Genomic DNA, 22,517 nt, shown 5'->3' with positions numbered 1-22,517 from the left:
CCGCGGAGGCAGTATGGGCCGATGACCGTCACGCAGACTCACACCCGTACCGTCGGTGATGTCGCGGCCGAAGCCGGCGTCGCGCCCTCGGCGGTCCGCTTCTATGAGCAGCACGGCATCGTCCGCGCCGAACGCACCCGCAGCGACCAGCGCCGTTTCGACGAGAGCGCCGCGTGCCGGATCCGCGTGGCCAAGGTGGCCCAGCGTGTCGGCCTGACCGTCCGCGAGATCGCCGACGTCTTCGCCGGCCTCCCCGCCGACCCCCAGCCGGACGACTGGGGCCGCGTCGCCGACCATCTGATCGCCGAGGCCGAGGCACGCACCGCCGCCCTCAAGTCCTACCTGGCCGACATGTGCTCCGGCGCCAGACTCTGCGAACTCCCCGACCGCGCGGGACGCTGATCCGGGTGCTGAGGCGTCTTGACGGCGCAACGGTGCGGGTCAGGGGATCAGGTGGCCGTCGCGGAGGGTGAGGACTCGGTCGGCTCGGTCGATCAGGGCCGGGTCGTGGGTGGCTACCAGGGCGGTCATGCCCCGGGCGTCCACGACGGCGCGGAGCAGGTCCATGATGGCGCGGCCGGTGTCGGAGTCGAGTTGGCCGGTGGGTTCGTCGGCGATCAGGAGTTCGGGGTCGTTGGCCAGGGCGCGGGCTACGGCTACTCGCTGTTGCTGGCCGCCGGAGAGTTCGCCGGGGCGCTGGTTGGCCTGGGCGCCCAGGCCGACCAGCTCGAGGAGGACCGCTACGCGCTGGTCGCGGTCGGCGGGGTCGCGTTTCGCGAGGCGCATGGGGACGCTGACGTTCTCGGCGGCGGAGAGGATCGGGACCAGTCCGAAGGACTGGAAGACGAACCCGATGACGTCGCGGCGCAGCTCGAGGAGTTCGTTCTCGCCGGCGCCGGTGACCTTGCGGCCGGCCACCGTGATCGTGCCGGCGCCGGGGCGGTCGAGGCCGCCGATCAGGTTGAGCAGTGTGGTCTTGCCGGCGCCGGAGCGACCGCGGACCGCCACGAGTTCGCCCTTGGTCACGGTGAAGGAGACGTCGGTGAGCGCGTGCACCACCCGGTCCCCGCTGCCGTAGTCGCGCCCCACACCGGCCACCTCGACGACGCCCATCAGAGCTTGTCCCCCATATCCGAGTTGTCAGAGATGTCAGCGGAGGGGCGCACCTCGACGTGATCGGGCTCCAGGTTCAGCCTGACCCGATCCTTCAAACTGAGCGCCTCGACGAAAGCGGACGGCAACTGCAGCCGCCCCGCCCGGTCGAGAACGGCATACTCCTCGGTCACGTGATGCTCGGTCCCGTCGGCGTTGACGCGTGCGGAACGCCGTACCTCTGAAGCGGTTTTGCCGTCGCGAATAGCGACAGCTCGCCGCACCTGGCCGGACACGTTCATGTCGTGCGTGACCACGACGACCGTGACGCCCAGCTCGGCGTTGACCGTTCGCAGCGCACCGAACACCTCGTCCGCGGTGGCCTCGTCGAGTTCGCCGGTCGGCTCGTCGGCGAAGAGCACCTCGGGGTCGTTGGCGAGCGCCACCGCGACCGCGCACCGTTGCTGCTCGCCACCGCTCATCTGGTCCGGGCGACGGCCGGCGCGGTCCGCGACACCGACCATGTCGAGCAGTTCGAGGGCGCGGCCACGGGCCTTGCGACCGGCCAGGCGCATCGGGAGCTCGACGTTCTCGCGGGCGGTGAGGTACGGCAGCAGGTTACGTGCCGTCTGCTGCCACACGAACCCGACGATGCCGCGCCGGTACTCCAGCCGCCGGCGAGCCGACATGCCGAGCAGGTCGTATCCGGCCACCCGGGCCACGCCGGCGGTCGGCTCGTCGAGGCCGGAGAGGATGTTGAGCATCGTGGACTTGCCGGAGCCGGAGGCGCCGACGACGGCCAGCAGTTCGCCGCGGTCGACCACCATGTCGAGGCCTTGAAGGGCGACCACCTCGACACCTTCGGTACGGAAGATCCGCACCAGCCCGTCACAGACGATGTGCCCGGACAGGCGGTCCTGACCGCCCGCCCGCGCGGCCGCCCGCTCAGCAGCGCGCCGCTCGAGATCCGCGAGGTCACTCACACTTGCTCCTCTCCGAGCCGCAGCACCGTGCCGAGGCGCAGGCGGCGATTGGCGGCGTCCTCGACCGCGAGTGCCACGGCCACCGCGACACCCGCGACGACGAGCACCCCGGCGGCGAGCAGCGGGTCGGCGCTGAGACCGGCGGACAGGCCGGCCGTGAAGTCGTCGAGGCCCAGCGCGGGCCCGAGCAGGGTGGGCAGGGCCGCTCCGACGAGACCGCCGACGACCACGGCGACGCCGATCAGCGGGACGATCTCGAAGATCAGCAGACGGCGTCCCTGGCGCGCGGACAGGCCGAGGGTACGCAGCCGCGACAGGGTCCGGCCGCGCTCGGGCGCCCCGGCGAGGACGGTGAGCGCGACGGCGAGCAGGGCCAGCGCGGCCGCGGCCACCACACCGGCGGTGAACGTGAACGTCAGCACCCCGTCGACGCCGCGTTCGTCGAGTTCGGCGCGGTAGCCGTCGTGGGTGGTGACGGTGGCCGGCATGGCCAGTTCCCAGTCCTCGAGTTCCCGCCCGAACGTGATCTTCGTCTGTTCGCGCTGCCCGGCGTCGGCGGCCCTCCGGACGGCACCCGTGTCGAAGCCGTCACCCCAGATCAGGACCCGGTTGGGGACGACCGGCTGGAAGGCGGGTACCGGCAGGGCCTGCAGCGGGAGCACGACGAAGTCGCGTACGCCGGCGGCGAACCCGGGCGCGGTGTCGCTGACCTGAGCCACCGTGAACTTGTAGCGCCGGCCCTGGATGTCGACGGTGCCGCCGGATCCCACGCGGGCGGCGAGGTGCGACGACACCAGGGCGGGAGCCGCGGCGGCGCCGGGACGGGCACCCGTGAGCGCGGCCGGCAGGCCGAGCCCGGTGCTGGTGTCGACGACCATGGCCTGCGCCTGGGTGATGATCGGGCTGGCGTCGCCGCGCAGGTTGGCCGCGGACTCCATCCGGAACGCGGACGCCCTGGTCACGCCGCCGACGGAGGCCACCTGGGTGGCGGTGTCCGGTGCGAAGGCGAATCCGGTGACGACGGCGTCGGCGGGTACGGCGAGGTCGGTGGCCCGGTCCCGGGCGTGCCCGACGGTCGTGGTCACGGTGCTGCTGAAGATGCCGGTGGCGATCGTGACGACCAGGACGGCGAGCGGTCCGGAACGCAGTGGCGCGCCCCGCCCGGCGCCGGTCAGGCCGAGGAAGGCGACCGCGCCGCGAGCGCGGGCCGCGAGCTTGCCGAGCCGGCGCAGCGGGAACGGCACCAGGCGCAGCGCGATCAGGGAGGCGGCGACAGCCAGCAGGACGGGGACGCCGATCAGATACGGGTCGATGCCCGCACCCGCGTCGAGTCCCCGGCCGCGGACCAGGTACGTCCCTCCGGCGGCGAGCGCCACCACGAACAGTTCGGCGGTGATCCGCCGGGGCGACGGCCGGTCGGCGACCAGGTCACGGCGGTGACCGGTGAAGTCCGGATGCCGGGCACCCACGGCGGCGTAGCAGGCCGGTGCCCCAGCCGCCAGCAAGACAACTCCCAGAATAAGGTAGATTTCGGAAATGTCGGGCCGGTTGCCGCTCGATGCTCCGGCCGCCCACCCGAGACATGCGGCGGGCACGGCGAACAGAACCGTCTCCGCGAGAGCCCGCCCACCGATCGTCGAGACCGAACCACCACGGGCTCGCAGCAGCGCGTACTCCGAACGGCGCCGGTCGACCGCCAGACGCGCGGCCAACAGGATCAGCCCGGCGAGAGTCGCGAGCAGCCCCGCCTGGACGACCGCGAGCAACGCCCTGATCCCCCGCAACCGCTTGTCGAACTCCGCGAGGGTGCTGTCCACACTGCTCGCCAGCGACGTGAGCTCCGGCGGCTGACGGCGAGCGGCGGCAACCGCCGTCGTCAGCTCGCCGACCCGGTCCGCGGTGAGCTGCTGAGCGTCGAGGCGGTACCGCCAGCGCTCGGAGAACTCGGAGAGGTCGGTGATGCCCTTGGCCAGGTTGAGGGAACCGGCGGCGTCGGTGAGCACGGTGGCCCGGAACCGGGTGCCCTCGGCCGGGTTCGGGCAGGAGATCCGGGCCAGCGCCATGTCGCCCCAGAACGGGTCGGCCCGGTCGACGGCTTCGTAGAGGCCGACCACGGTGGCCCTGGTGATCGCGTACCGGGTCTGCACGGTGATCGTGTCGCCGACACCGGCGCCGATCGCCTTGGCCTCGTCACGGCCGGCGATCGCCTCGACGGTGCCGTCCGGGCGCGACTGCGGCGCGCGGCCCTCGACGATCCTGGTCGCCCGGTCGCTGCCGGTCTGGCGGCGGATCGCGACCAGGTGCGGGCAGGTGTTCGCGGGACGGTCGCCGACGGTCACCGGGGCCGGGCCGACCTCGGCGACGAACCACTCGTTCTCGATCAGGCCGGGCAGCGGGGCCGGCAGTTCGGCGTGGATGTCGTCGAGCCGCACCGAACGGTCGTCCGGCGTTGCGGCCACGTAGCCGCGGTTGTTGTAGGTGAAGGTGAGGTCGCGCTGCGCGGCGGTGAGGCGGCCGATCTCGGTGCGCAGGCCGTCGTCGGTGCGGTCGTTGGCGAGGCGGGGCAGCCCGGACGCCAGGAACGCGGCGAGCGCCACGAGGACCGCGAGCAGGGTGAGTTGCCCGGCGTAGGACCGAGCTCGTTTCGCCGTACCCCTGAATGTCATTGATCCGCACCCAACCGCAACCGCGCCGCGGGAAGCCGGCGCGCCGCCGCGGCCGCGGTCGCCGCGCTCAGCCCGAGCGCCACGCCGACCAGGAGCACGACGCTGCCCAGCGTGGGCAGCCAGCCCACCTCGAGAACCGGCTCGGGCACCGGGCGCACCGCGGCCGGGGTGAGCACCAGCAGCGGCGCCATCGCGCCCGCCACCAGCAACCCGACCGCCAGCCCGGCCAGCGCGCCCACACCGGCGAGGAACGCCTGCTCGACCACGAGCGACCGGGCCAGCAGATGGGGCCCGGCACCCAATGTGTGCAGCACCGCGAGCTCGCCGGAACGCTGCCGGGCGGTGGCCCGCGAATCGGCCGCGATGCCCGCGGCGGCGAGCAGGACGGCGCCGAACGCGGCCAGGAAGAGCGCGACCCGGGCGCCGGAGCCGAACGGGTCGCGGGTGGCCTCACCGACCAGCTCCCGGCGGTCCAGGACGCGCAGCCCGGCCAGGTCCCGCACGCCGCGCGGGTCGCCGCTGAGCCACCACTCGGCGGTGTTCTGCACGATGCCCCAGCCCTCGAAGAGGCGGGCGTCGAGCGCGGCCCGGTCGGCCAGGATCGCGTCGCCGCCGGACGTGCCTGGCACCCGCCGCACCTCGGCGACCACCTGGACCGGAACTCCGGCACCGGCGACCGTGAGGAAGGACTTCCCGCCGACGGTCGCGTTCATCGCGGCGAGGGCGCCCGGTGTCATCGCGACCGGCACCGGCGAGCGGGAGTCGGCCCGGGTCACCGCGAACCGCCCGGCTGACCTCAGTGTCCCGTCAGGCCCGGCCGCGTGAATGCTCCCGGAGCGCTCGACCGCGTCCCACATGCCGTCCTGGCCGGAGATACGCCACGTGACCTCAGAGATGCCGGCGTCGACCACGAAGCCGCGCAGCCCAGGGCCCGAGGCGGTGAAGGTCAGCGGGCGGCCCCGGTCGCTCTCCCCCAGGTCGACGCGCCGGCCGTCGGCGAAGATCGCCGTGGTGCGGGCCTTGCCGCTGGTGACGATCCGGCCCGGCCGCAGCGAGCTCAGCGGGTTCTCGGTGCCGCGCGCCGCGGCGAGCCGGCCGAGCAGGTCCGCCGGGGACCCACCGGTCGCGTCCTCGCGGGCGCGCAGGACCCCACCGGCGGCCGCGGCGTCCAGAACCACCACGTCGGCGGGTTCGGCACCCGCGGTCAGCGGCATGCTCTCGCGCCAGCCCGGCACGATCGCCCCGGCGCCGGGCAGGGCGCTGAGCTCCTCGAAGCGGTTCACCGGAGCGGCGCCGCCCACCTCGACCAGCCGCAGGTCCGCGCCGACCTGCTGTTCGGCCTGGTCGGCGAGGGAGCCGCGGGCGGTGCCGGCGAAGCCCCACGAGACGGTGGCGGCGGCGACGGCGAGCGCGAGCATCACCATCGGGCCGGCGTGCGAGCGGCGGCCGGCCTGCCAGGTGCCGAGCAGCCGGGCGCGGGTGACGCCGCGGTTCAGGCGGGACGCGGCGAGCCGGGCGATCGGCGGGAGCAGGCGTACCGCGACGACCGCGCCGGTCAGCACGCCGAGCGTGGGCGCGGCGGCGAGCAGCGGGTCGATGCCGAAGCCGGTGCCGACCGGCGAGGAGTACTGCCGCAGCTGCAGCCAGCCGAGCACCGCGAGGGCCACCACGACCAGGTCGAGACCGGCCCGGCGGATCAGCGGCAGCCGGGAGCGGCTGGACGTCTCGGCCACGTAGGTGCGGGCACGGCGCAGCGCCGGCAGGGTGAGCGCCAGGACGCCGCCGATCACGGCCAGGATCCCGGTCAGCCAGACGGTGGCGTCCAGGCGCGGGTCGACGGCCAGGCCGCCGGGGAACGGAACGGTCCGGACCAGGAACACGGCGAGCGGCGGGGCGAGCAGGCCGGCCGGGAGCATCAGGGCGAGGGCCTCGGTCCCGGCCATCGCGGCCAGCCGGGCACGGGACGCGCCGCGGGCCCGCAGCAGGGCGGTCTCGGCGCGGCGGGCCTCGCCGAGCAGCAGGGCGACCAGGGTGAGCGCGTAGCCGGCCAGGACCGCGAGCAGCAGGATCGGGGTGACCAGCGCCGAGCGGCGGACCAGGTCGGCGCGATCCAGGCGGGCGGCGAGGCCGGGAAGGCCGCTGGTCACGGTGGCGGACGAGCTCAGGCCGGTGCGTTCGGCAAGGCCGTCGTTGGTCGCTGACGCGGCTTCAGATGTACGGGTGACCTGCGCCAGAGTCGAGTCGGTGAGGTCCGGTGTGACCAGCCAGCCCGCCGAGGCGCCGGTGGCGTACCCCGCGTCGAAGGCCGCCCTGTCCACCACGATCGGCCCGTGCGTCGAGGTCTGCGGCGCCCGCCCGGCGAAGACGTCGGGGGTCAGCAGCCAGTAGGGGTCGGTCTCGTCCGCCGGCCGCCAGATGCCACTCACGGTGATCGCGACGATACGTTTCGTCCTACGGTCGACCAGGCGCAACGTGTCGCCGGTACGCACGCCGAGCAGCCCGGCGACGGGTTCGGCGAGGGCGGCGGAGCGGGCGCCCGCCGGCCACCGACCGTCGACGAGCGTGGCGTGCGAGGGCAGGTCCTGCAGCGCGACCACGTTGCCGTAGACGACGCCGTTGGAGTCGGGCGTGGCGCCGGGGCCGGGGCGGTCGACCGCCCATCCGGAGCCGTAGACCGCGCCCGCGACCGTGGTCGGCACTCCGCCGAGGCCGCCCGCGTACGCCTCGCGCACCGCCCGGTCGTGCTCGGCACCGCCGGTACCGCGGACGAGCACCGACCGCTCCTGCGGCTCCGCGACGGCGACCGCGGCACGGATGCCCGCCTCACCGGCCGCGCCCGTGTAGGCGGTCAGCCCGGCCAGCAGCAGGACGGCGATGAACATGACCGCCGCACCCGCCGCCAGAAGGCCCTTGGTGGCGGCGGCGCGCCGGACGATCAGCGACATGGGAGACCGGGGTCGGGCATGCGGCGGATCTTGCCATATGGACAGCGGGCCGGTGTGCCCACCGGCCCGCTGCTGCTTCTTTGTCTGATGTTCTGCGGTCGTTGTCCGGATTACGGCTGACTGCGCGGGCTCTCCGGCGACAGGGTGTCGATGAACTCGTGCGGGTCGTGCAGCTTGGTCGTGGCGCGGGCGTCCGCGGCCTCGGCCTTCAGCGTGCTCGCCACCCCGGCGGCGTCGGCACCCGGGATGGCGCCGACGGTGTCGTACGCCTTCTCCGCGAGCGCGTACGCCATCCGGTACTCGTGCTTGGCGAACGCCTTGGCCGCGAGCGCGAGCAGGGCGTCGGCCGTCTTCAGCGCGGTGCGGCCCTTCCCGGCCGGTACGGTGGCGGCCAGCCGGTTCGCGGCCTCCCAGTACGCGGCGGTCAGGAACCGGTCGCTGTTGTCCCGGTCGAACTGGCTGAAGTCCCAGTTCACGTCGATGTAGCTCATCATCGAGTTGTTCTCGTCACCGGCGTTGACGAAGTAGAAGTCGCCGCCGGGGCCGTAGTCGACACCGGTGGCGCTGTCGTATCCGTCGTGCGGGTGGCTCATGCCCAAGTGGTGGCCGACCTCGTGGATCTGGGTGGTGGTCAGGCCGTAACCGCGCTCGACGACCTCCGGGGAGACGAACGAGAACACGTACGACTGGTCGCCGTTCTCCCAGTTGTCGTCGGCGAAACCGAGGCCGGGCGTGCCGACACCGGCGCCGACCGCGTAGTTGAACATCGGCAGCTCGTAGTCGACCCGGCCCTGGTCGTCGTAGATCCGGTCGATGTTCTCCAGGTTGTACAGGTAGAGGTTCGCCCCGGCCGGGAAGTTGAGGTCCGGGTAGCAGGGCTCGTCGGTCAGCACACCGACGTAGCACTGTTCGGCGCGGGCGTCGTACGGCAGGTCCTGGCTGTCGTAGCTGAGCCGGTTGCGCCAGCGCAGCTCGGCCAGCTCGGCCTTGAGCAGGCTCGGCGTCACGTACTGCTCGGACGCGTCCACGCCGGGCCAGCCCTCGTACGTGTTGTCGTCGAGGTTGATCGAGGACGGCGGCTCGCCGGCCGCCGGGATCTCCGCCGGGTACAACGGTGACGTGGTGAACAGCAGGTTCAGTGCCACGTAACGGGTGATCTTGCCGAGGTCGCCGGCGAGCGCGGCCGGTGCCCGGTAGCCGCCGGCCCTGTACTCCCAGGTGGGCGGCATCCGGTAGTCGGGCACGCCGTCACCGTCGACGTCCGGGTTGTCGACGTCGTAGTTGCTGGTCCACGACTCGGGACCGGCCGACAGGTCGTGGAACCAGACACGCCGGGTGGCGCCCAGGCCGGTCTCCTCGTCGTCGGCGGTGGTGCCGCCCCAGGCGATCACCTTGCGGCTCTCCCGGTTGGCACCGAAGTCGTAGCCGGTGTCCGGGTCGGGCTCGCCGATCTTCGTGTAGACGTGGTGCTTGAAGTCCTTGCGCCCGTACCAGTTCACGAAGAAGACGGTGTTGCGGCGGGTGTCGACGCCGGACGGCGGGTGGAAGGCGAGCCACTTCTCCACGCTCGGCGCGTCGATGAGGTGGTTGTCCTTGATGTCCAGGACGTTGTTCGCCTGGTCGTTGTACGCCTGCTGGTACTCCGTGAGCGGCGCCGGCTTCGCCAGCCGGTTCAGCTGCTTGAAGAAAGTGTCCTCGTAGGACTTATTGGCGTACGTCAGCTTGTAGTCATATTTGTAGGTGATGCCGAGCTTCTCGGTGACGCCGTACCAGAGCCGGGACCGCACCACCGGCTCGTAGGAGCCGGACAGCTCGCCCAGGAACCCGCTCCTGGCCACCTGGTCCTGCTCGTAACCGACGAACACCACGTTGACCGGCACCTTCTCCGTCAGGCGGGGCTGACCGCCGGGATCCAGGTACCCGAACTTCGACGCGGGGGCGGCGCCGGCGGGTCCCGCCACGGCCACCACGACAGCCGCGACGAGTGTCACGACGAAGGGGCTTCTCCATCTCATGTGGACACGCTGCCATCAACCACCACCGATGGGAAGGGGTCGTGGTGACGGCTGCGTTACATCGTGGTCAACCTCTGCCCGAAGGCCCGCGCCCCCGGCCCCTCCAGTCGCGACAGCAGAGCGGTACGGCCGGTGACGGCGAGCAGCAGCGCGGCGATCGGCCCGCACACCTCCGGCCCCGCGCCGAACGACCAGGCGGTGTCGGTGGCGGACAGGCGCAGGCCCGCGACCGCCCGCACGGACGGCTGCGGCGGCGGGAAGCGCATGGTGAGCACCCGCTGGGCGCAAGCGGCGGCGGCCTCCGGCGGCACCGGGTGGATGCGGCCGAGCGGCAGCGCGATGTCCTGGCCGTGCACGAGCAGGTCGATGAGCGGCTCCATCGGGGTGAGGCCGACGTTGCGCCGCCTCTCCCCCGCGGTCCGGCGCAGATAGTCCACGATCTGCTCCGGCGCCCACTGCGCGGCCCGCAGGCGAGCCGTCTCGGCGATGGTCGCCTGCATGCCTCCGCGCCAGTGCCGGAGCATGCCGGGGACGTCGCGCAGGCGCAGCATCTGCAGGGTGAGGTGCGCGGCGACGTCATGGACCGTCCAGCCGGCGCAGAGCGACGGCTGTGACCATTCGGCCGAGTCGAGGTCGTCCAGCAGGCCCGCCACGGCGAGCCTCTGACGGTGGATTTCGGGCCAGGGATCCATGGCGCAACTCCGTCCTGATGGGAGCATCGTAGTGGTGAGCACCCGGGTCGCCTACCGCGCCGACCAGGCCTTCGACGGGGATCGCGAGATTCCGGGCGGCGCCCTGGTCCTGGTCGAGGGCGCGCGCATCGTGGGGGTCGAGCAGGGCGGCGCACCCGCGCCTTCCGATTTCTCGATCCGGTACGACCGAGGCGTCACGTTGCTGCCCGGGCTGATCGACGCGCACACGCACCTGTGCGGCGACAGCGGGCCGGACGCCCTGGACCGCCTCCCCGCCCTGACCGGCGCCGAGCTGGACGAGGCCGTCGGTGCTGCGCTCGGTGCCCATCTCGCGGCCGGTGTGACGGCGGTCCGGGACCTCGGTGACCAGCAGTGGGCCGTGGTGGACCGGCACCGCGACCGGCCCGGCAGCCCACTGGTCGTCCCCTCGGGGCCGCCGATCACCGTGCCGGACGGGCACTGCGCGGCGATGGGCGGTGGTGCCCGCGGCACCGAGCGGCTGCGCCGGGCCGTGCGCGAGCGCGCCGAGCGGGGCGCCGCCGTGGTGAAGGTGATGACCACCGGCGGCATGATGACGCCCGGCACCGACATGCGCGCCCGCCAGTTCGGCGACGACGAGTTGCGGGCGGTGGTCGAGGAGGCGCACGAACTCGGCCTCCCGGTGACAGCTCACGCGCACGCCACCGCGGGTGTCGAGCAGTCGGTCGCCGCGGGCGTGGACGGGATCGAGCACTGCACGTGCATGGGGCCGGACGGGATGCGTACGCCGCCGGGGCTGGCCGCCGCGATCGCCGCCGCCGGGATCGTGGTCTGCCCGACCGTCGGCACCACGTTCGGCGCGGCCGGCACCGCGCCGCCGCCGGAGGTCGCCGCCCGGATGGCGCGCGCCGGTTTCTCCCTAGACGGGCGGCGCGCCCAGGTGGGTGAGCTGGCCGCGGGCGGTGTCTCGATGATCAGCGGGACCGACTCGGGCATCAACCCGGCGAAGCCGCACGGGCTCCTGCCGCACAGCATCGCGGAACTCGTCGCCTGCGGTGTGCCGGCGGCGGCCGCTCTCGGCTCGGCGACCGGGCTCGCCGCCGACGCGTGCGGGCTCGCCGGGCGCACCGGGCGGCTGCGGGCCGGGCTGAGAGCGGACCTGCTGCTCGTGCGGGGTGACCCGGTGCGCGACGTGGCGGCGCTGCGGGCGGTGCACACGGTGGTGCTCGCCGGTGAGGTGGTCGGGTGAGAAGAGGGCCGAGGGCCGCACCCCATGGGTGCGGCCCTCGGCCGAGCCTCGGACGGCTACTCAGTTCTTCTTGTAGTCGTAGTGCTGCGGCAGGCCCTTGTCGTAGTCGTAGTCGTGGTTCTGGCCGTAGTGCTTCGGGTAGCCCTGGCCGCCCTTGACGTACCAGGGGCTGTAGACCTTGAGGGCCCACTCGCCGCGGTGGAAGCCGCGCCACACCTGGAAGCACTGGTAACGGGCCCACTTCTCCTTCCACACCCCGGTCTTGCCGACCTTCGCGCAGGTCCGCGGGCTGTGGTAGTAGTCGAAGATCCGCTCCCGGAACTTGGGGGCCTGGTGGTAGGAGGCGACCGGCTTGCCGGAGGCCTCGTCCGCCTTCGGCCCCGCGGGGGACGCCGACGCCGGGCTGACGGCCACGGCCAGGCTCGCGGCGACCGCGACGCCCGTCATGACGAACGCACGCGTGAGCTTGCTCATGAGGATCACCTTCTTTGTCACGCTAATTCGGACATGCGAACCATAAGCGGACAAAGTTCGCGGCGGCTATGACGCCGCCGCCACGATCGGGTGATCACGCGGCGAACAGGCACGCCGGGCGGCGCGGCGCGCTAGCGGCTAGAGGACCGGCGCGGTCGGCCACACGTAGTCGGGGTTCGGCTGCACATAGAGGCCGAACTTGCCGGCCCAGCGACCCTCGGCCTTGTTGCACTGGTAGTCGAACCAGTACTTCTTGGTCTTGCCGTCGTCGCCGTCCTTCTTGCAGTCGGCCTCGGCCGGGTACCAGTCGTAGAACTCGAACTCCGGAACCTCGGCCGGGGTGGACGGCGGCGCGGCGTGCACCGCGCTCGCGCCGATGCTCAGGGCGGCGGCCACCGTACCGGCGGCGACGGCGAGGCGGGTCATTGTATTCATCTCAGCCAGCCTTTCGTGAGGAATCGTGATTGTCGGACCGAACGTCGCGGAAGCAAAACCGGAAAAACAATTTCCGGAATCCTTCGGACATAAATGCGTCATGCCCGGGTACTGGTGCACCCGGGCATGACGGCGAATTTACTCAAGCGGGGTCACGTGATGGACGACGAGACGAACAAAGTCCGCTCAGCGGTCGTACCAGTAGTCGTCCTCGTCTTCGTATTCGTCGTACTCGTAGGCGACCCACAGCGCCCACTCGTCACTGTGCTTGCCGCGACCCTTCTCGCACCGGAAGTCGTACCACTCGTCGTCGTCCTTGCCCTCGATGCCCGCGGAGCGGCACTCACGCTTGGAGTCGTACCAGTCGTGGAATTCCTTCTCGTCGTACGGGTCCAGGGAGACCACACCGGCGGACCTGACGTCCTGGGGAGCGGCCTGCGCGACTCCGGCACCAGCGCTCATTGCGAACGCGGCGGACATACCAGCAGTGAGGAAGATTCGCGTCAGTTTATTCATCGGACGGACCTTTCTGGGTGGAATTTCCTACCGAGCGAGCAAAGCGTAGGAGCCTCCTGACAATCACCACCGGAAAACGGCCAACAACAATTTCCGAAAGTGTTTCGGCGGTATAATCACGCGCTCACCGAAAAGGTCTCACCAAGCCCATGCCTCGGGGCCGGGCCCACCATTTCCGACAGGTGGAAAAATCTCATCGAGCGCGTTCAGCACGTCGTCGCCCAGAGTCGTCGTCAGCGCCGCAAGCGGCAGGTCGAGCTGCTCCGCGCCGCGCGGCCCGAGCACCGGCGCGGTCACCTCGGGACGCGACAGCAGCCACGCGATCGCCACCGTGACCGGGTCCAGGCCGATCTCCGCGCACAGCGCCTCGAACCGCTCGATCGCCGGCCGGTGCGGCGCCACCCGCTCCGGCGCGTGCAGCACCGCCCGGCCACCGGCGCCGTCGCGCTGCTTGCGGAGCGCCCCCGAAAGCGCTCCGAAATGCAGCGGCGAGTACGGCAGCACACCGATGCCCAGCTCCGCCGCGGCCGGCAGAACCTCCAGTTCGACATGTCGCTGTAGGAGGTTGTAGCGGCACTGCTCGGACACCACGCCGAGGAAGTGCCGCCGGTCCGCGGCCGCCTGGGCACGGGCGAGATGCCAGCCGGCGAAGTTGGACGAACCGGCGTACCGGATCTTCCCGGCAGCCGTGAGCGTCTCCATCGCCTGCCAGACCTCGTCCCAGCCGGTGCCTCGGTCGATGTGGTGCATCTGGAACAGGTCGATCCAGTCGGTACGCAGCCGGCGCAGCGACGCCTCGCAGGACGCGATGATGTTGCGGGCGGACAGGCCGCGGTCGTTGGGCGCGTCGCTCATCGGCGCGTACACCTTGGTCGCCAGCACGATCCGGTCGCGCCTACCGGTCCGGTCGAGCCAACTGCCGATGTAGCGTTCGCTGAGCCCGTCGCCGTCCTCGCGGCCGTACATGTTGGCGGTGTCCACGAAGTCGATGCCCAGCTCGAACGCGCGGTCCAGGACGGCGTGGCTCTCCTGCTCGCCGATCTGCCAGCCGAAGTTCATGGTGCCGACGCAGAGGCGGCTCACGGTCAGGCCGGTACGGCCCAGTCGGGTGCGTTGCATGCGGGGACGGTAGGCGGCCGGAGGGGGAGGCGCCCAGCCGTTCGACCGTGCTCGAATGGACCCGTGATCGAGCTCGAGTTCGGCGCCGCCGACCTGGCCGGCCTGCGGTTCGCCCACTCACCGATGGCCGAGGTGGTGGCCAGCGCGTTCGCCCTGCGAGGCGACGGGTGGCCGTACGGGTCGTGGCGGGCCGGGGTGACACCGATGCTGCACCGCTGGCCGGTCCTGCGGGCGGTGCTGCTGGGGCCGCACGGATACGCACCGGATTTCCTGACACCGGTGCCGCGATCGCCGCGGCCGACGCTCGACGAGGAGCTCGCGGTGGTGGCGGCGACTCCACCGGAAACGGTTGTCGCCCAGGTCACCGCCGGGTGGCCGGGGAGCGCACCGCCGGTCATCGTGGATTTCGAGCGCGATCCGCGTACCTCTGTGGGTTTGCTCTGCTCGGAGATCCGGGCCTACTTCGCCGCAGCCGTCGCACCTCTCTGGCCCCGCCTCAGATCCTCGGCGGAAGCCGAGATAGCGGCTCGCGCGCGGGCCGCGACCGAACGCGGCGCCCGGATGCTCGTCGACAACCTGCACCCGCGGCTCGGCTGGGACGGCTCCGTCCTGCACATCCGCTATCCGCACAAACACGGCCGATGGGGCCTGGCGGGACGCGGGCTGACGCTGCTGCCCACCGGATTCGCCGGCGACGAGATCTACGCGTTGCGCGAGTCGCCGCGCGGTGACGCCCTCTGGTACGCCCCGCGCGGCCACGGCAACCTCTGGTCCCCCGCACCGGAGCCGTCCGCCACGCTCTCCGGGCTGCTGGGACCGACCCGCGCGGCGGTGCTGACGCTGCTCGCCGTGCCGCACAGCACCGGGCAGGTGGCCGAACGGCTGGGCCTGGCCGCCGGCACGGCCTCGCACCACCTGACCACCCTGCGCGACGCGCGGCTGGCGGCGGCCGTCCGTGACGGCCGCCGCCTGCTCTACCAGCGCACCGCACTCGGCGACGAGCTGGCCCGCGGGTGACGCTCTCTCAGACCGCGGTCTTCGTGCGGGCGCCGGGCCGCGGTGACGCTTTCAGACCGCGATCTTCGTGCGGGCGCCGGGCCTCAGGTAGACCGCCCAGGTGATCAGCACGCAGAGGGCGTAGAAGCCGATGAAGGCCAGGTAGGCCGCGTCGGCGTCCTTGTAGGTGAGGAAGGACTGGCGGAAGGCCAGGTTGACCAGGACGCCGCCGACCGCGCCGATCGCGCCGGCGATGCCGATGACCGCGCCGGCGATGCGGCGGGACTGGTGCTCGTCGCCGGCGTACTTCTGCCGGAAGATCGCCGGGATCATCTTGTAGGTGGAGCCGTTGCCCAGCCCGCTGAGGACGAACAGGACGATGAAGCCGACGATGTAGAGCGGCAGCGATCGCTGCTGGGCCGCCACCAGGACCACCGTGGCGCCGACCGCCATGCCGATGAAGTTGACGAAGGTGACCTTCGCGCCGCCGAGACGGTCGGCGAGCGCGCCGCCGACCGGCCGGATCAGTGAGCCGAGCAGCGGGCCGAGGAAGGTCAGGTACGCGGCCTTGATCGGAGTGTTGAACTGCTCGGCGAACTGCACCTGCAGCACCTGCCCGAACGCGAACCCGAAGCCGATGAACGAGCCGAAGGTGCCGATGTAGAGCACCGACATGATCCAGGTGTGCGGCTCCTTGGCGGCGTCGCGCATCCCCCGCTTCTCGTTGCGGGCCTGGGTCAGGTTGTCCATGTAGATGGCCGAGCCGAGCGCCGCGAGCACGATGAGCGGGATGTAGATGCCGGCCACGATGCCCGGCGAGCCGGCCCCGAAGACCGCCAGCACGAACAGCCCGACCAGTTGGACCGCCGCGACGCCGATGTTGCCGCCGCCGGCGTTGATGCCCAGCGCCCAGCCCTTGAGCCGGTCCGGGTAGAAGGCGTTGATGTTCGCCATCGAGGAGGCGAAGTTGCCGCCGCCGACACCGGCGAGGGCGGCCAGGATCAGCAGGGTCGAGAACTCCACCCCGGGTTTGATCATGAAGGCCGCGGTCACCGACGGGATGAGCAGCAGTGAGGCGCTGATGATCGTCCAGTTCCGGCCGCCGAACCGGGCCACCGCGAACGTGTACGGGATCCGCAGCGACGCGCCGACCAGTGTGGGAACGGCGGTGAGCAGGAACTTCTGGGCCGGGTCGATGCCGTACTGGGGGCCGAGGAACAGCACCAGCACGGACCAGAGCGTCCACACCGAGAAGCCGATGTGCTCGGAGAAGATCGAGAAGATCAGGTTCCGCTTGGCGACGGCGGCGCCGCCGTTCGCCCAGAACTCCGGGTCCTCGGGACGCCAGTCGTCGATCCAGTGCCCGCGGACGGTCTTCGCGTCCGGTCTGGCCGCGACGGCGGGGGTGGGCAGAGTCGCAGTCACTATCAATCTCCCAGGATGATGTCGTCACCCTCGACCCGGACCGGGTAGACGGTGATCGGAGGCTGTCCGGACTGGGAGCACCCGGTGGCGAGGTCCCAAGCGTTCAGATGGAGCGGGCAGACGACGACCTTGTTGTCGATCTGCCCATCGGCCAGCGGGCCGCCCTTGTGGGGGCAGACCGCGGAGACCGCGCGCAGGGAGCCGTCGCGGAGGCGGAAGACGGCGATCATGTCCCCGTCGACGGAGTAGGTGCGCCCCTCGCCGAGGGGGATGTCAGTGAGCGGGCCGAGAACGACGGCGGTCGGAAGAGTCATGCGCGCACCGGAACCTGAGGGAGGACGGTCAGGGGAAGAGAGGTACGGAACTGGCCGGGCGTGGCCGGTTCGGCCCGCTCCTTCCAGGGGTCCTTGTAGGCCTGCACGGCGTCCTCGACAGCCGCGTCGAGCGCCTCGGCGATCCCGTCGGAGTCCTCGACGACGATCTCCCGGATCCGCTCGATGCCGATCCGCGGCACGAACGAGTACGTGCGCTCCAGCCAGTTCGCGTTCTCGCGGTAGTACTGCAGGAACCGGCCGGTCAGGCGGATCACCTCTTCGGCCGAGCCGACCGTGGCGAGCAGATCGCCCTTGCGGATGTGGGCTCCGGCCGCGCCGCCGACGTAGATCTCCCACTTGCCGCCGTCGATCGCGACCACACCAAGATCTTTGACGTACGCCTCGGCGCAGTTGCGCGGGCATCCGGTGACCGCGAGCTTCATCTTGCCGGGACCCTCGAGGCCCTGGAACCGCTCCTCGATCGCGATGCCCAGCGCCGTGGAGTCGCCGACGCCGAAGCGGCAGAAGTCCGAGCCGACACAGGTTTTGACAGTGCGGAAGCTTTTCGCGTACGCGTAACCGGACGGCATGTCCAGGTCCGCCCACATCGCCGGCAGCTTCTCCTTCGGCACGCCGAGCAGGTCGATGCGCTGGCCGCCGGTGAGTTTCACCATCGGGACGTCGTACTTCTCGGCCACCTCGGCGATCTTGCGCAGCTGTGCCGGTGTGGTGACGCCGCCCTTCATCTGCGGCACCACCGAGAACGTGCCGTCGCGCTGGATGTTGGCGTGCACCCGGTCGTTGATGAACCGCGCGTCGCGCTCGTCGACGTACTCGTCGGCCCACATCATCTTCAGCAGCGAGGCGAGGCCCATCTTGCTCTTGGCGTCGTGGGTGCCGCCGGGTACCAGCTTCTCGAAGACCGCCGAGACGCTCTTCAGCTCGTACTTGCGGATCGCGGCCATCAGCTCGGGCTTGGGCATCGGGACGCCGGGCACGTACCACGACGCGGCCGGGTCCTCCTCGACGTCGCCGCCGGCGGCCCACTCGACGATCCGCTGCACGAGCGGCTTGCAGGTCCCGCAGCCCTTGCCGGCGCGGGTCTTGTCCATCACGCCGTTGACCGTCTTGCATCCGGCGTTGACGACACCGCAGATGGCGCCCTTGCTGACGCCGTTGCAGTTGCAGACCTGCGCGTCGTCCGGCATGTCGGCCGGAGCGACCTCGCCGGCCGGGCCGCCGATGTCGAAGAGCATCTCGGCGCGCTCCTCGGGCAGCGCCTGCGCCCGGTCGAACGACTGGATCAGGTTGGCGGCCTTGCTGTTGTCGCCGACCAGGATCGCACCGGCGAGGGCACCGTCGCGGATGATGAGCTGCTTGTAGACGCCCTTCTTCGGCTCGCTGTAGATGATCACCTCGTCGTCGTCGGTCTCCGGCGCGATCAGGCCCATCGAGGCGACGTCGATGCCGGCGACCTTCAACTTGGTGGAGAGCTTCGAGCCGGTGTACGCGGCCTCGGTGTCCCGGCCGGTGATGTGGTCGGCGAGCACCTTCGCCTGGTCCCACAGCGGCGCGACCAGGCCGTAGAGGTTGCCTCGGTGCTGGGCGCACTCACCGACCGAGTAGATGTCGTCCTCGTCCTGCACCCGCATCTGGTCGTCGACCACGATGCCGCGCTCGACCGGCAGGTCGCTGTTCGCGGCGACCTGGGTGTTCGGGCGGATGCCGGCGGCGATCACCACGACGTCGCAGGGGATCACCGTGCCGTCGGCCAGCTTGACACCGGTGACCCGGTCCTTGCCGAGGATCTCGGACGTCATCGCGTTGGTGATGACCTTGATGCCGAGCTTGTTCTCGACGCTGGCCTGCAGCATGTGGCCGGCCTTCTCGTCCAGCTGCCGCTCCATCAGGTGGCCCATGGCGTGCAGCAGGGTCACCTCGCTGACGTGGTTCTGCAGGCCGCGCGCCGCCTCCAGGCCGAGCAGGCCGCCGCCGATCACGACCGCCCGCTCGTGGTCCCGGGCGTACCGGATCATGCCGCGGGTGTCGTCGAGCGTGCGGAACGCGAAGACGCCCTGGTGGAAGCCGCGCTTCGGGTTGTGGATGTTCTTGATCGGCGGCGTCCACGAACTGGAACCGGTCGCGATGATCAGCTTGTCGTACGGGGTGGCGGTCCCGTCCGACGCGTAGACCGTCTTGGCGAACCGGTCGATCCGCTCGATCTTCACACCGGCGTGCAGGGTGATCCCGTTGTCCTGGTACCACGCCAGGTCGTTCAGGAAGATGCCGTCCTCGGTCTCCACGCCGGCGAGCAGGTTGGAGAGCATGATCCGGTTGTAGTTGCCGTACGGCTCGTCACCGAACATCGTCACGGTGAAGTCGCCGTTGCGGGCGAGGATCTCCTCCACCGTGCGGGCACCGGCCATGCCGTTGCCGATCACCACAAGTTTCTGGGGCATCAGATCTCCACGAGTCCGAGGTCGACGATCACATTTCCGGACAGGCCGGCCGGCGCGGCGAGCCACAGCTCGACCGTGGTGCCGCCGGGCAGGTCCTCGAGCACCCGCAGCGGCACGTGGACGTCGCCCTTGGCGCCGACCGGGAAGTACCGCATGGGTACGCCGTCGCGGACGAGCACGACACAGATCAGTTCGGCGGTCGCGTTGCCGCCGCGGAAGTAGACGGCCTGCGCGGTCGCGCCGCCGGGGACCGTCCAGGCCAGGGCCGGGCTCAGCGGCCCGGGCTGGTCCAGGCCCTTGCCCTCGAAGGCGAACACGCCCTGCAGGAATCGGGGTGTGGAATACATGTCAGGAGTCCCCTTCCACTTTCTGAAGAGCGATCGCGCACGCCTTGAAGGCGGGCATCCGGGAATGCGGGTCAAGGGCCGGGTTGGTCAGCGCGTTGGCTCCGGGCCAGTGGAACGGTGCGAACACCGTGTCCGGCCGGATGCCGTCGCTGAGCCGGGCCCGCAACGTCGCGGTGCCCCGGCGGCTGCGGAGCTCGACCATGTCGCCGTCGGCGATGCCGTGGCGGCGGGCCAGGTCGGGGTGGATCTCGGCGCGGGCCTCGGGCAGCGCCACGGTGAGCGCCCTCACCCGCCGGGTCTGATTGCCGCTCTGGTACTGCTGCATGTTGCGGCCGGTCGTCAGCACGTACGGGAAGGCCGAATCGGGAAGCTCGGCCGGGTCGCGGTGATCGACCCGGACGAACCGGGCGCGGCCCGACGCCGTCGGGAAGCTCTGCTCGAACAGCCGCGGCGTGCCGGGGTGGTCCTCGCTCGGGCAGGGCCAGAAGACGCCCTGCTCGTCCTCGATCCGCTCCCACGTGATGCCGGCGTAGTCGGCGATGCCGCCCGCGCTGGCCCGGCGCAACTCCTCGAAGACGGCACGCGGGTCGTCGGTGAAGTACTCGCCGCGGCCCAGCAGGCCGGCCAGTTCGGTGAGGACGGTCAGGTCGGGCTTGACGTCCGGCGGCGGGGGCAGCGCCATCTTCCGCCGGATCACGCGGCCCTCGAGGTTGGTCATGGTGCCCTCCTCCTCCGCCCACTGGGCGGTGGGGAGCACGACGTCGGCGAGCTCGGCGGTCTCCGAGGCGAAGATGTCCGAGACCACCAGGAAGTCCAGCGCCCGCAGCCGGTCGATCACCCGGTTGCTGTGCGGCGCGGAGACAGCGATGTTGCTGGCCAGGACCATCAGCACGCGGACGCCGCCGTCGGTGCCGAGGCGGTCGAGCATCTCGTACGCGGACCGGCCGGGCTGCGGCAGCTCGTCCGGGTCGATCCCCCAGACGGCGGCGACGTGCGCGCGGGCGGCCGGGTCGTCGAGCCGGCGATACCCGGGCAGCTGGTCGGCCTTCTGGCCGTGCTCGCGGCCGCCCTGCCCGTTGCCCTGGCCGGTGATCGTGCCGTATCCGGAGAACGGCCGGCCGACCAGGCCGAGCGCGAGGGCCAGGTTGAGCCAGGCCTGGGCGGTGTCGGTGCCGTTGCTGTGCTGCTCGGCGCCGCGGGCGGTGAGGATCATCGAGGGTTTCTCGGTGGCGAGGAGTCGCACGGTTTCCCGCAGCTGAGCCTCGGGAACGCCGGTGAGCCGCTCGACTCTCTCCGGCCAGTACGCGTTGCTGCTCGCTTTGACGGCCGCGAAGTTCTCCGTCCGATTTTTTATGAAATCCTCGTCTATATAGCCGCTTCTGACGGCGATATGGAGCATGCCGTTGGCCAGGGCCAGGTCGGTGCCGGGCAACGGCTGCAGGTGCAGGTGGGCGCCGTTGGCGGTGTTCGTGCGGCGCGGGTCGACGACGATGTGGCGTGCGCCCTCGGCCCGGCCGGAGTCCAGGTACTGCATGGACGGCGGCATCGCGTCGGCCGGGTTCGCGCCGACCAGCAGCACGGTCCGGGCCTGCGCGACGTCGGCGAGCGGGAACGGCAGGCCGCGGTCGATGCCGAGCGACCGGTTCGCGGCGGTCGCGGCGCTCGACATGCAGAACCGGCCGTTGTAGTCGATCGCGGAGGAACGGAGAGCGACACGCACGAACTTGCCGAGCGCGTACGCCTTCTCGTTCGTCAGCCCGCCTCCGCCGAACGCCCCGACGCTGTCCCGGCCGTACTTCTCCTGACTGTGCCGGATCGCGGAGACGATCTGTTCGTAGGCCTCCTCCCAGGACGCCTCGCGCAGCGGGCTCTCCCGGTTGCCGGGCTCCTTGCGGACCAGCGGCGTCAGCAGCCGGTCCGGGTGGTCCAGCAGGTCCGCCGCGGTGAAGCCCTTGGCGCACAGGCCGCCCCGGTTGACCGGGAACTCGGCCGGCTCGAGCCGCACCCCGGGGATTCCGGGCGTCAGCGTCATCCCGCACTGCAACGCGCAGTAGGGGCAATGCGTCTGGGTCGCCGTCACGAGAGGTAGCCTCTCGGTCGCCCGTTAACCCTTTCGACGTGTTGTGGTGACGCTGTTGTCAGCAAATCCCTACAACGCGCTGCCGGCCGTTGTGAGCCGGACGGCATCGAACCGACGCAGAACGAGATCGGCCACTGCCGGGTCGTGGCAGAGCGGCGGCGTCACCGAGTCGGCGCCGGCGGCGTGCAGCGTACGGTAGAAAAGCCCTTCGGCCAGCAGGTACGCGGCCACCGCAACGGTCCGGTTCGTCCGGCGCAGGCCCGCCACGACGTCGGCCACCCGCGGTCCGCTGCCCGACGTGTAACCGACCGCCGCACCCAGTTGGTCGGCGACGCTCTCGATGTCCGCGCGCCACAGCGGGTCGGACGAGCCGGCCGCGGCCAGGACCACGGCGTCGGCCTTCGGGAGGTTGCGGCGCAGGGATTCGAGCAGGATCGGATCGGGGCCCAGCGGCGCGGTCACCGGGAAGTCCGTGCCCGCGACGGCTTCGGCGATGTCGACGCGCACGTGGTAACCGCAGGAGAGGAGCAGCGGGACGACGACGGCGTTCTTCGCCGTCCGCACGATCTCGGCGACCTTGGGCTCCTGCACGTCGACGTAGCAGAGGCGGACGTCGAGGCCGGGACGGCGGCGGGCCACCGCGGCGGCGAGGTTCTGGATCTGGCGGCGCCCGGCCGGGGACCGGGTGCCATGGGCGACGGCGATAAGGGTTTCGGGCACAGTCGTCTCCC

Annotated in this window: 19 protein-coding genes; 3 read left to right on the top strand and 16 right to left on the bottom strand. The window is 71.4% G+C overall.

Annotated elements, in window-relative coordinates:
* The first annotated feature begins 21 nt into the window (after positions 1-21).
* Positions 22-402 (top strand): MerR family transcriptional regulator, encoded by a 381-nt coding sequence (locus tag AB0M02_RS35280; RefSeq protein WP_364235045.1) that lies wholly within the window; start codon positions 22-24, stop codon positions 400-402.
* A gap of 39 nt (positions 403-441) precedes the next feature.
* On the opposite strand, the gene AB0M02_RS35275 is transcribed toward AB0M02_RS35280, so the two are convergent.
* The 6 genes from AB0M02_RS35275 to AB0M02_RS35250 form a co-directional block, all read right to left on the bottom strand.
* Positions 442-1,113, bottom strand: a complete 672-nt coding sequence (locus AB0M02_RS35275; protein WP_364235043.1) for an ABC transporter ATP-binding protein — start codon at positions 1,111-1,113, stop codon at positions 442-444.
* Positions 1,113-2,075, bottom strand: coding sequence for an ABC transporter ATP-binding protein (locus tag AB0M02_RS35270; protein ID WP_364235040.1), 963 nt, complete (start codon positions 2,073-2,075; stop codon positions 1,113-1,115). Before AB0M02_RS35270 ends, AB0M02_RS35275 begins: the two co-directional genes overlap by 1 nt.
* Entirely contained in the window at positions 2,072-4,741 is a 2,670-nt protein-coding gene (locus AB0M02_RS35265; protein ID WP_364235037.1) for an FtsX-like permease family protein, read from the bottom strand. Before AB0M02_RS35265 ends, AB0M02_RS35270 begins: the two co-directional genes overlap by 4 nt.
* A complete protein-coding gene (locus AB0M02_RS35260) occupies positions 4,738-7,686 on the bottom strand; it encodes an FtsX-like permease family protein (protein WP_364235036.1) in 2,949 nt (982 codons plus the stop codon). The genes AB0M02_RS35265 and AB0M02_RS35260 overlap by 4 nt, the downstream gene beginning before the upstream one ends.
* Before the next feature lie 110 nt (positions 7,687-7,796).
* A complete protein-coding gene (locus tag AB0M02_RS35255) occupies positions 7,797-9,701 on the bottom strand; it encodes a hypothetical protein (protein ID WP_364235033.1) in 1,905 nt (634 codons plus the stop codon).
* A gap of 56 nt (positions 9,702-9,757) precedes the next feature.
* Positions 9,758-10,393: a maleylpyruvate isomerase family mycothiol-dependent enzyme gene (locus tag AB0M02_RS35250; protein ID WP_364235031.1), complete on the bottom strand. Its 636-nt coding sequence runs from the start codon at positions 10,391-10,393 to the stop codon at positions 9,758-9,760.
* A gap of 34 nt (positions 10,394-10,427) precedes the next feature.
* Here AB0M02_RS35250 and AB0M02_RS35245 point away from each other — a divergent pair, with 34 nt between their 5' ends.
* The gene (locus AB0M02_RS35245) at positions 10,428-11,621 is read left to right on the top strand and encodes an amidohydrolase family protein (RefSeq protein WP_364235029.1); all 1,194 of its coding nucleotides are present in this window, start codon (positions 10,428-10,430) and stop codon (positions 11,619-11,621) included.
* 60 nt (positions 11,622-11,681) lie between these two features.
* Here AB0M02_RS35245 and AB0M02_RS35240 read toward each other — a convergent pair whose 3' ends face one another.
* From AB0M02_RS35240 to AB0M02_RS35225, 4 genes are all read right to left on the bottom strand, one after another.
* The gene (locus AB0M02_RS35240) at positions 11,682-12,095 is read right to left on the bottom strand and encodes a hypothetical protein (RefSeq protein ID WP_364235027.1); all 414 of its coding nucleotides are present in this window, start codon (positions 12,093-12,095) and stop codon (positions 11,682-11,684) included.
* A 138-nt stretch (positions 12,096-12,233) separates the two neighbouring features.
* Positions 12,234-12,521 carry a hypothetical protein gene (locus AB0M02_RS35235; RefSeq protein ID WP_364235024.1) on the bottom strand — a complete coding sequence of 96 codons (288 nt, stop codon included), beginning with the start codon at positions 12,519-12,521 and terminating at the stop codon, positions 12,234-12,236.
* A gap of 195 nt (positions 12,522-12,716) precedes the next feature.
* Positions 12,717-13,046, bottom strand: a complete 330-nt coding sequence (locus AB0M02_RS35230; protein ID WP_364235021.1) for a hypothetical protein — start codon at positions 13,044-13,046, stop codon at positions 12,717-12,719.
* Positions 13,047-13,184: 138 nt separating this feature from the next.
* Positions 13,185-14,165: an aldo/keto reductase gene (locus tag AB0M02_RS35225; protein ID WP_364235018.1), complete on the bottom strand. Its 981-nt coding sequence runs from the start codon at positions 14,163-14,165 to the stop codon at positions 13,185-13,187.
* Between the two features lie 63 nt (positions 14,166-14,228).
* On the opposite strand from AB0M02_RS35225, the gene AB0M02_RS35220 reads away from it, so the two are divergent.
* A complete protein-coding gene (locus tag AB0M02_RS35220; protein ID WP_364235016.1) occupies positions 14,229-15,182 on the top strand; it encodes a winged helix-turn-helix domain-containing protein in 954 nt (317 codons plus the stop codon).
* A 51-nt stretch (positions 15,183-15,233) separates the two neighbouring features.
* On the opposite strand, the gene AB0M02_RS35215 is transcribed toward AB0M02_RS35220, so the two are convergent.
* From AB0M02_RS35215 to AB0M02_RS35190, 6 genes are all read right to left on the bottom strand, one after another.
* Complete coding sequence (locus AB0M02_RS35215; protein WP_364235014.1) at positions 15,234-16,586, bottom strand: nitrate/nitrite transporter; 1,353 nt, start codon at positions 16,584-16,586, stop codon at positions 15,234-15,236.
* A gap of 2 nt (positions 16,587-16,588) precedes the next feature.
* The gene (locus AB0M02_RS35210) at positions 16,589-16,900 is read right to left on the bottom strand and encodes a Rieske 2Fe-2S domain-containing protein (protein WP_364235012.1); all 312 of its coding nucleotides are present in this window, start codon (positions 16,898-16,900) and stop codon (positions 16,589-16,591) included.
* A complete protein-coding gene (gene nirB / locus AB0M02_RS35205; RefSeq protein ID WP_364235010.1) occupies positions 16,897-19,359 on the bottom strand; it encodes a nitrite reductase large subunit NirB in 2,463 nt (820 codons plus the stop codon). The genes AB0M02_RS35210 and nirB overlap by 4 nt, the downstream gene beginning before the upstream one ends.
* Positions 19,359-19,706, bottom strand: coding sequence for a molybdopterin oxidoreductase (locus AB0M02_RS35200; protein WP_364235008.1), 348 nt, complete (start codon positions 19,704-19,706; stop codon positions 19,359-19,361). Before AB0M02_RS35200 ends, nirB begins: the two co-directional genes overlap by 1 nt.
* Position 19,707: 1 nt before the next feature.
* Complete coding sequence (locus AB0M02_RS35195) at positions 19,708-21,786, bottom strand: molybdopterin oxidoreductase family protein (protein ID WP_364235006.1); 2,079 nt, start codon at positions 21,784-21,786, stop codon at positions 19,708-19,710.
* 69 nt (positions 21,787-21,855) lie between these two features.
* Positions 21,856-22,506, bottom strand: coding sequence for a CbiX/SirB N-terminal domain-containing protein (locus tag AB0M02_RS35190; protein WP_364235003.1), 651 nt, complete (start codon positions 22,504-22,506; stop codon positions 21,856-21,858).
* Between the last annotated feature and the right edge of the window lie 11 nt (positions 22,507-22,517).

Source organism: Actinoplanes sp. NPDC051861, from assembly GCF_040681145.1.
Classification (GTDB): Bacteria; Actinomycetota; Actinomycetes; order Mycobacteriales; family Micromonosporaceae; genus Actinoplanes.
Note: the sequence above shows the minus strand (reverse complement) of the source record. Positions and strands in the feature narration are given on the sequence as shown.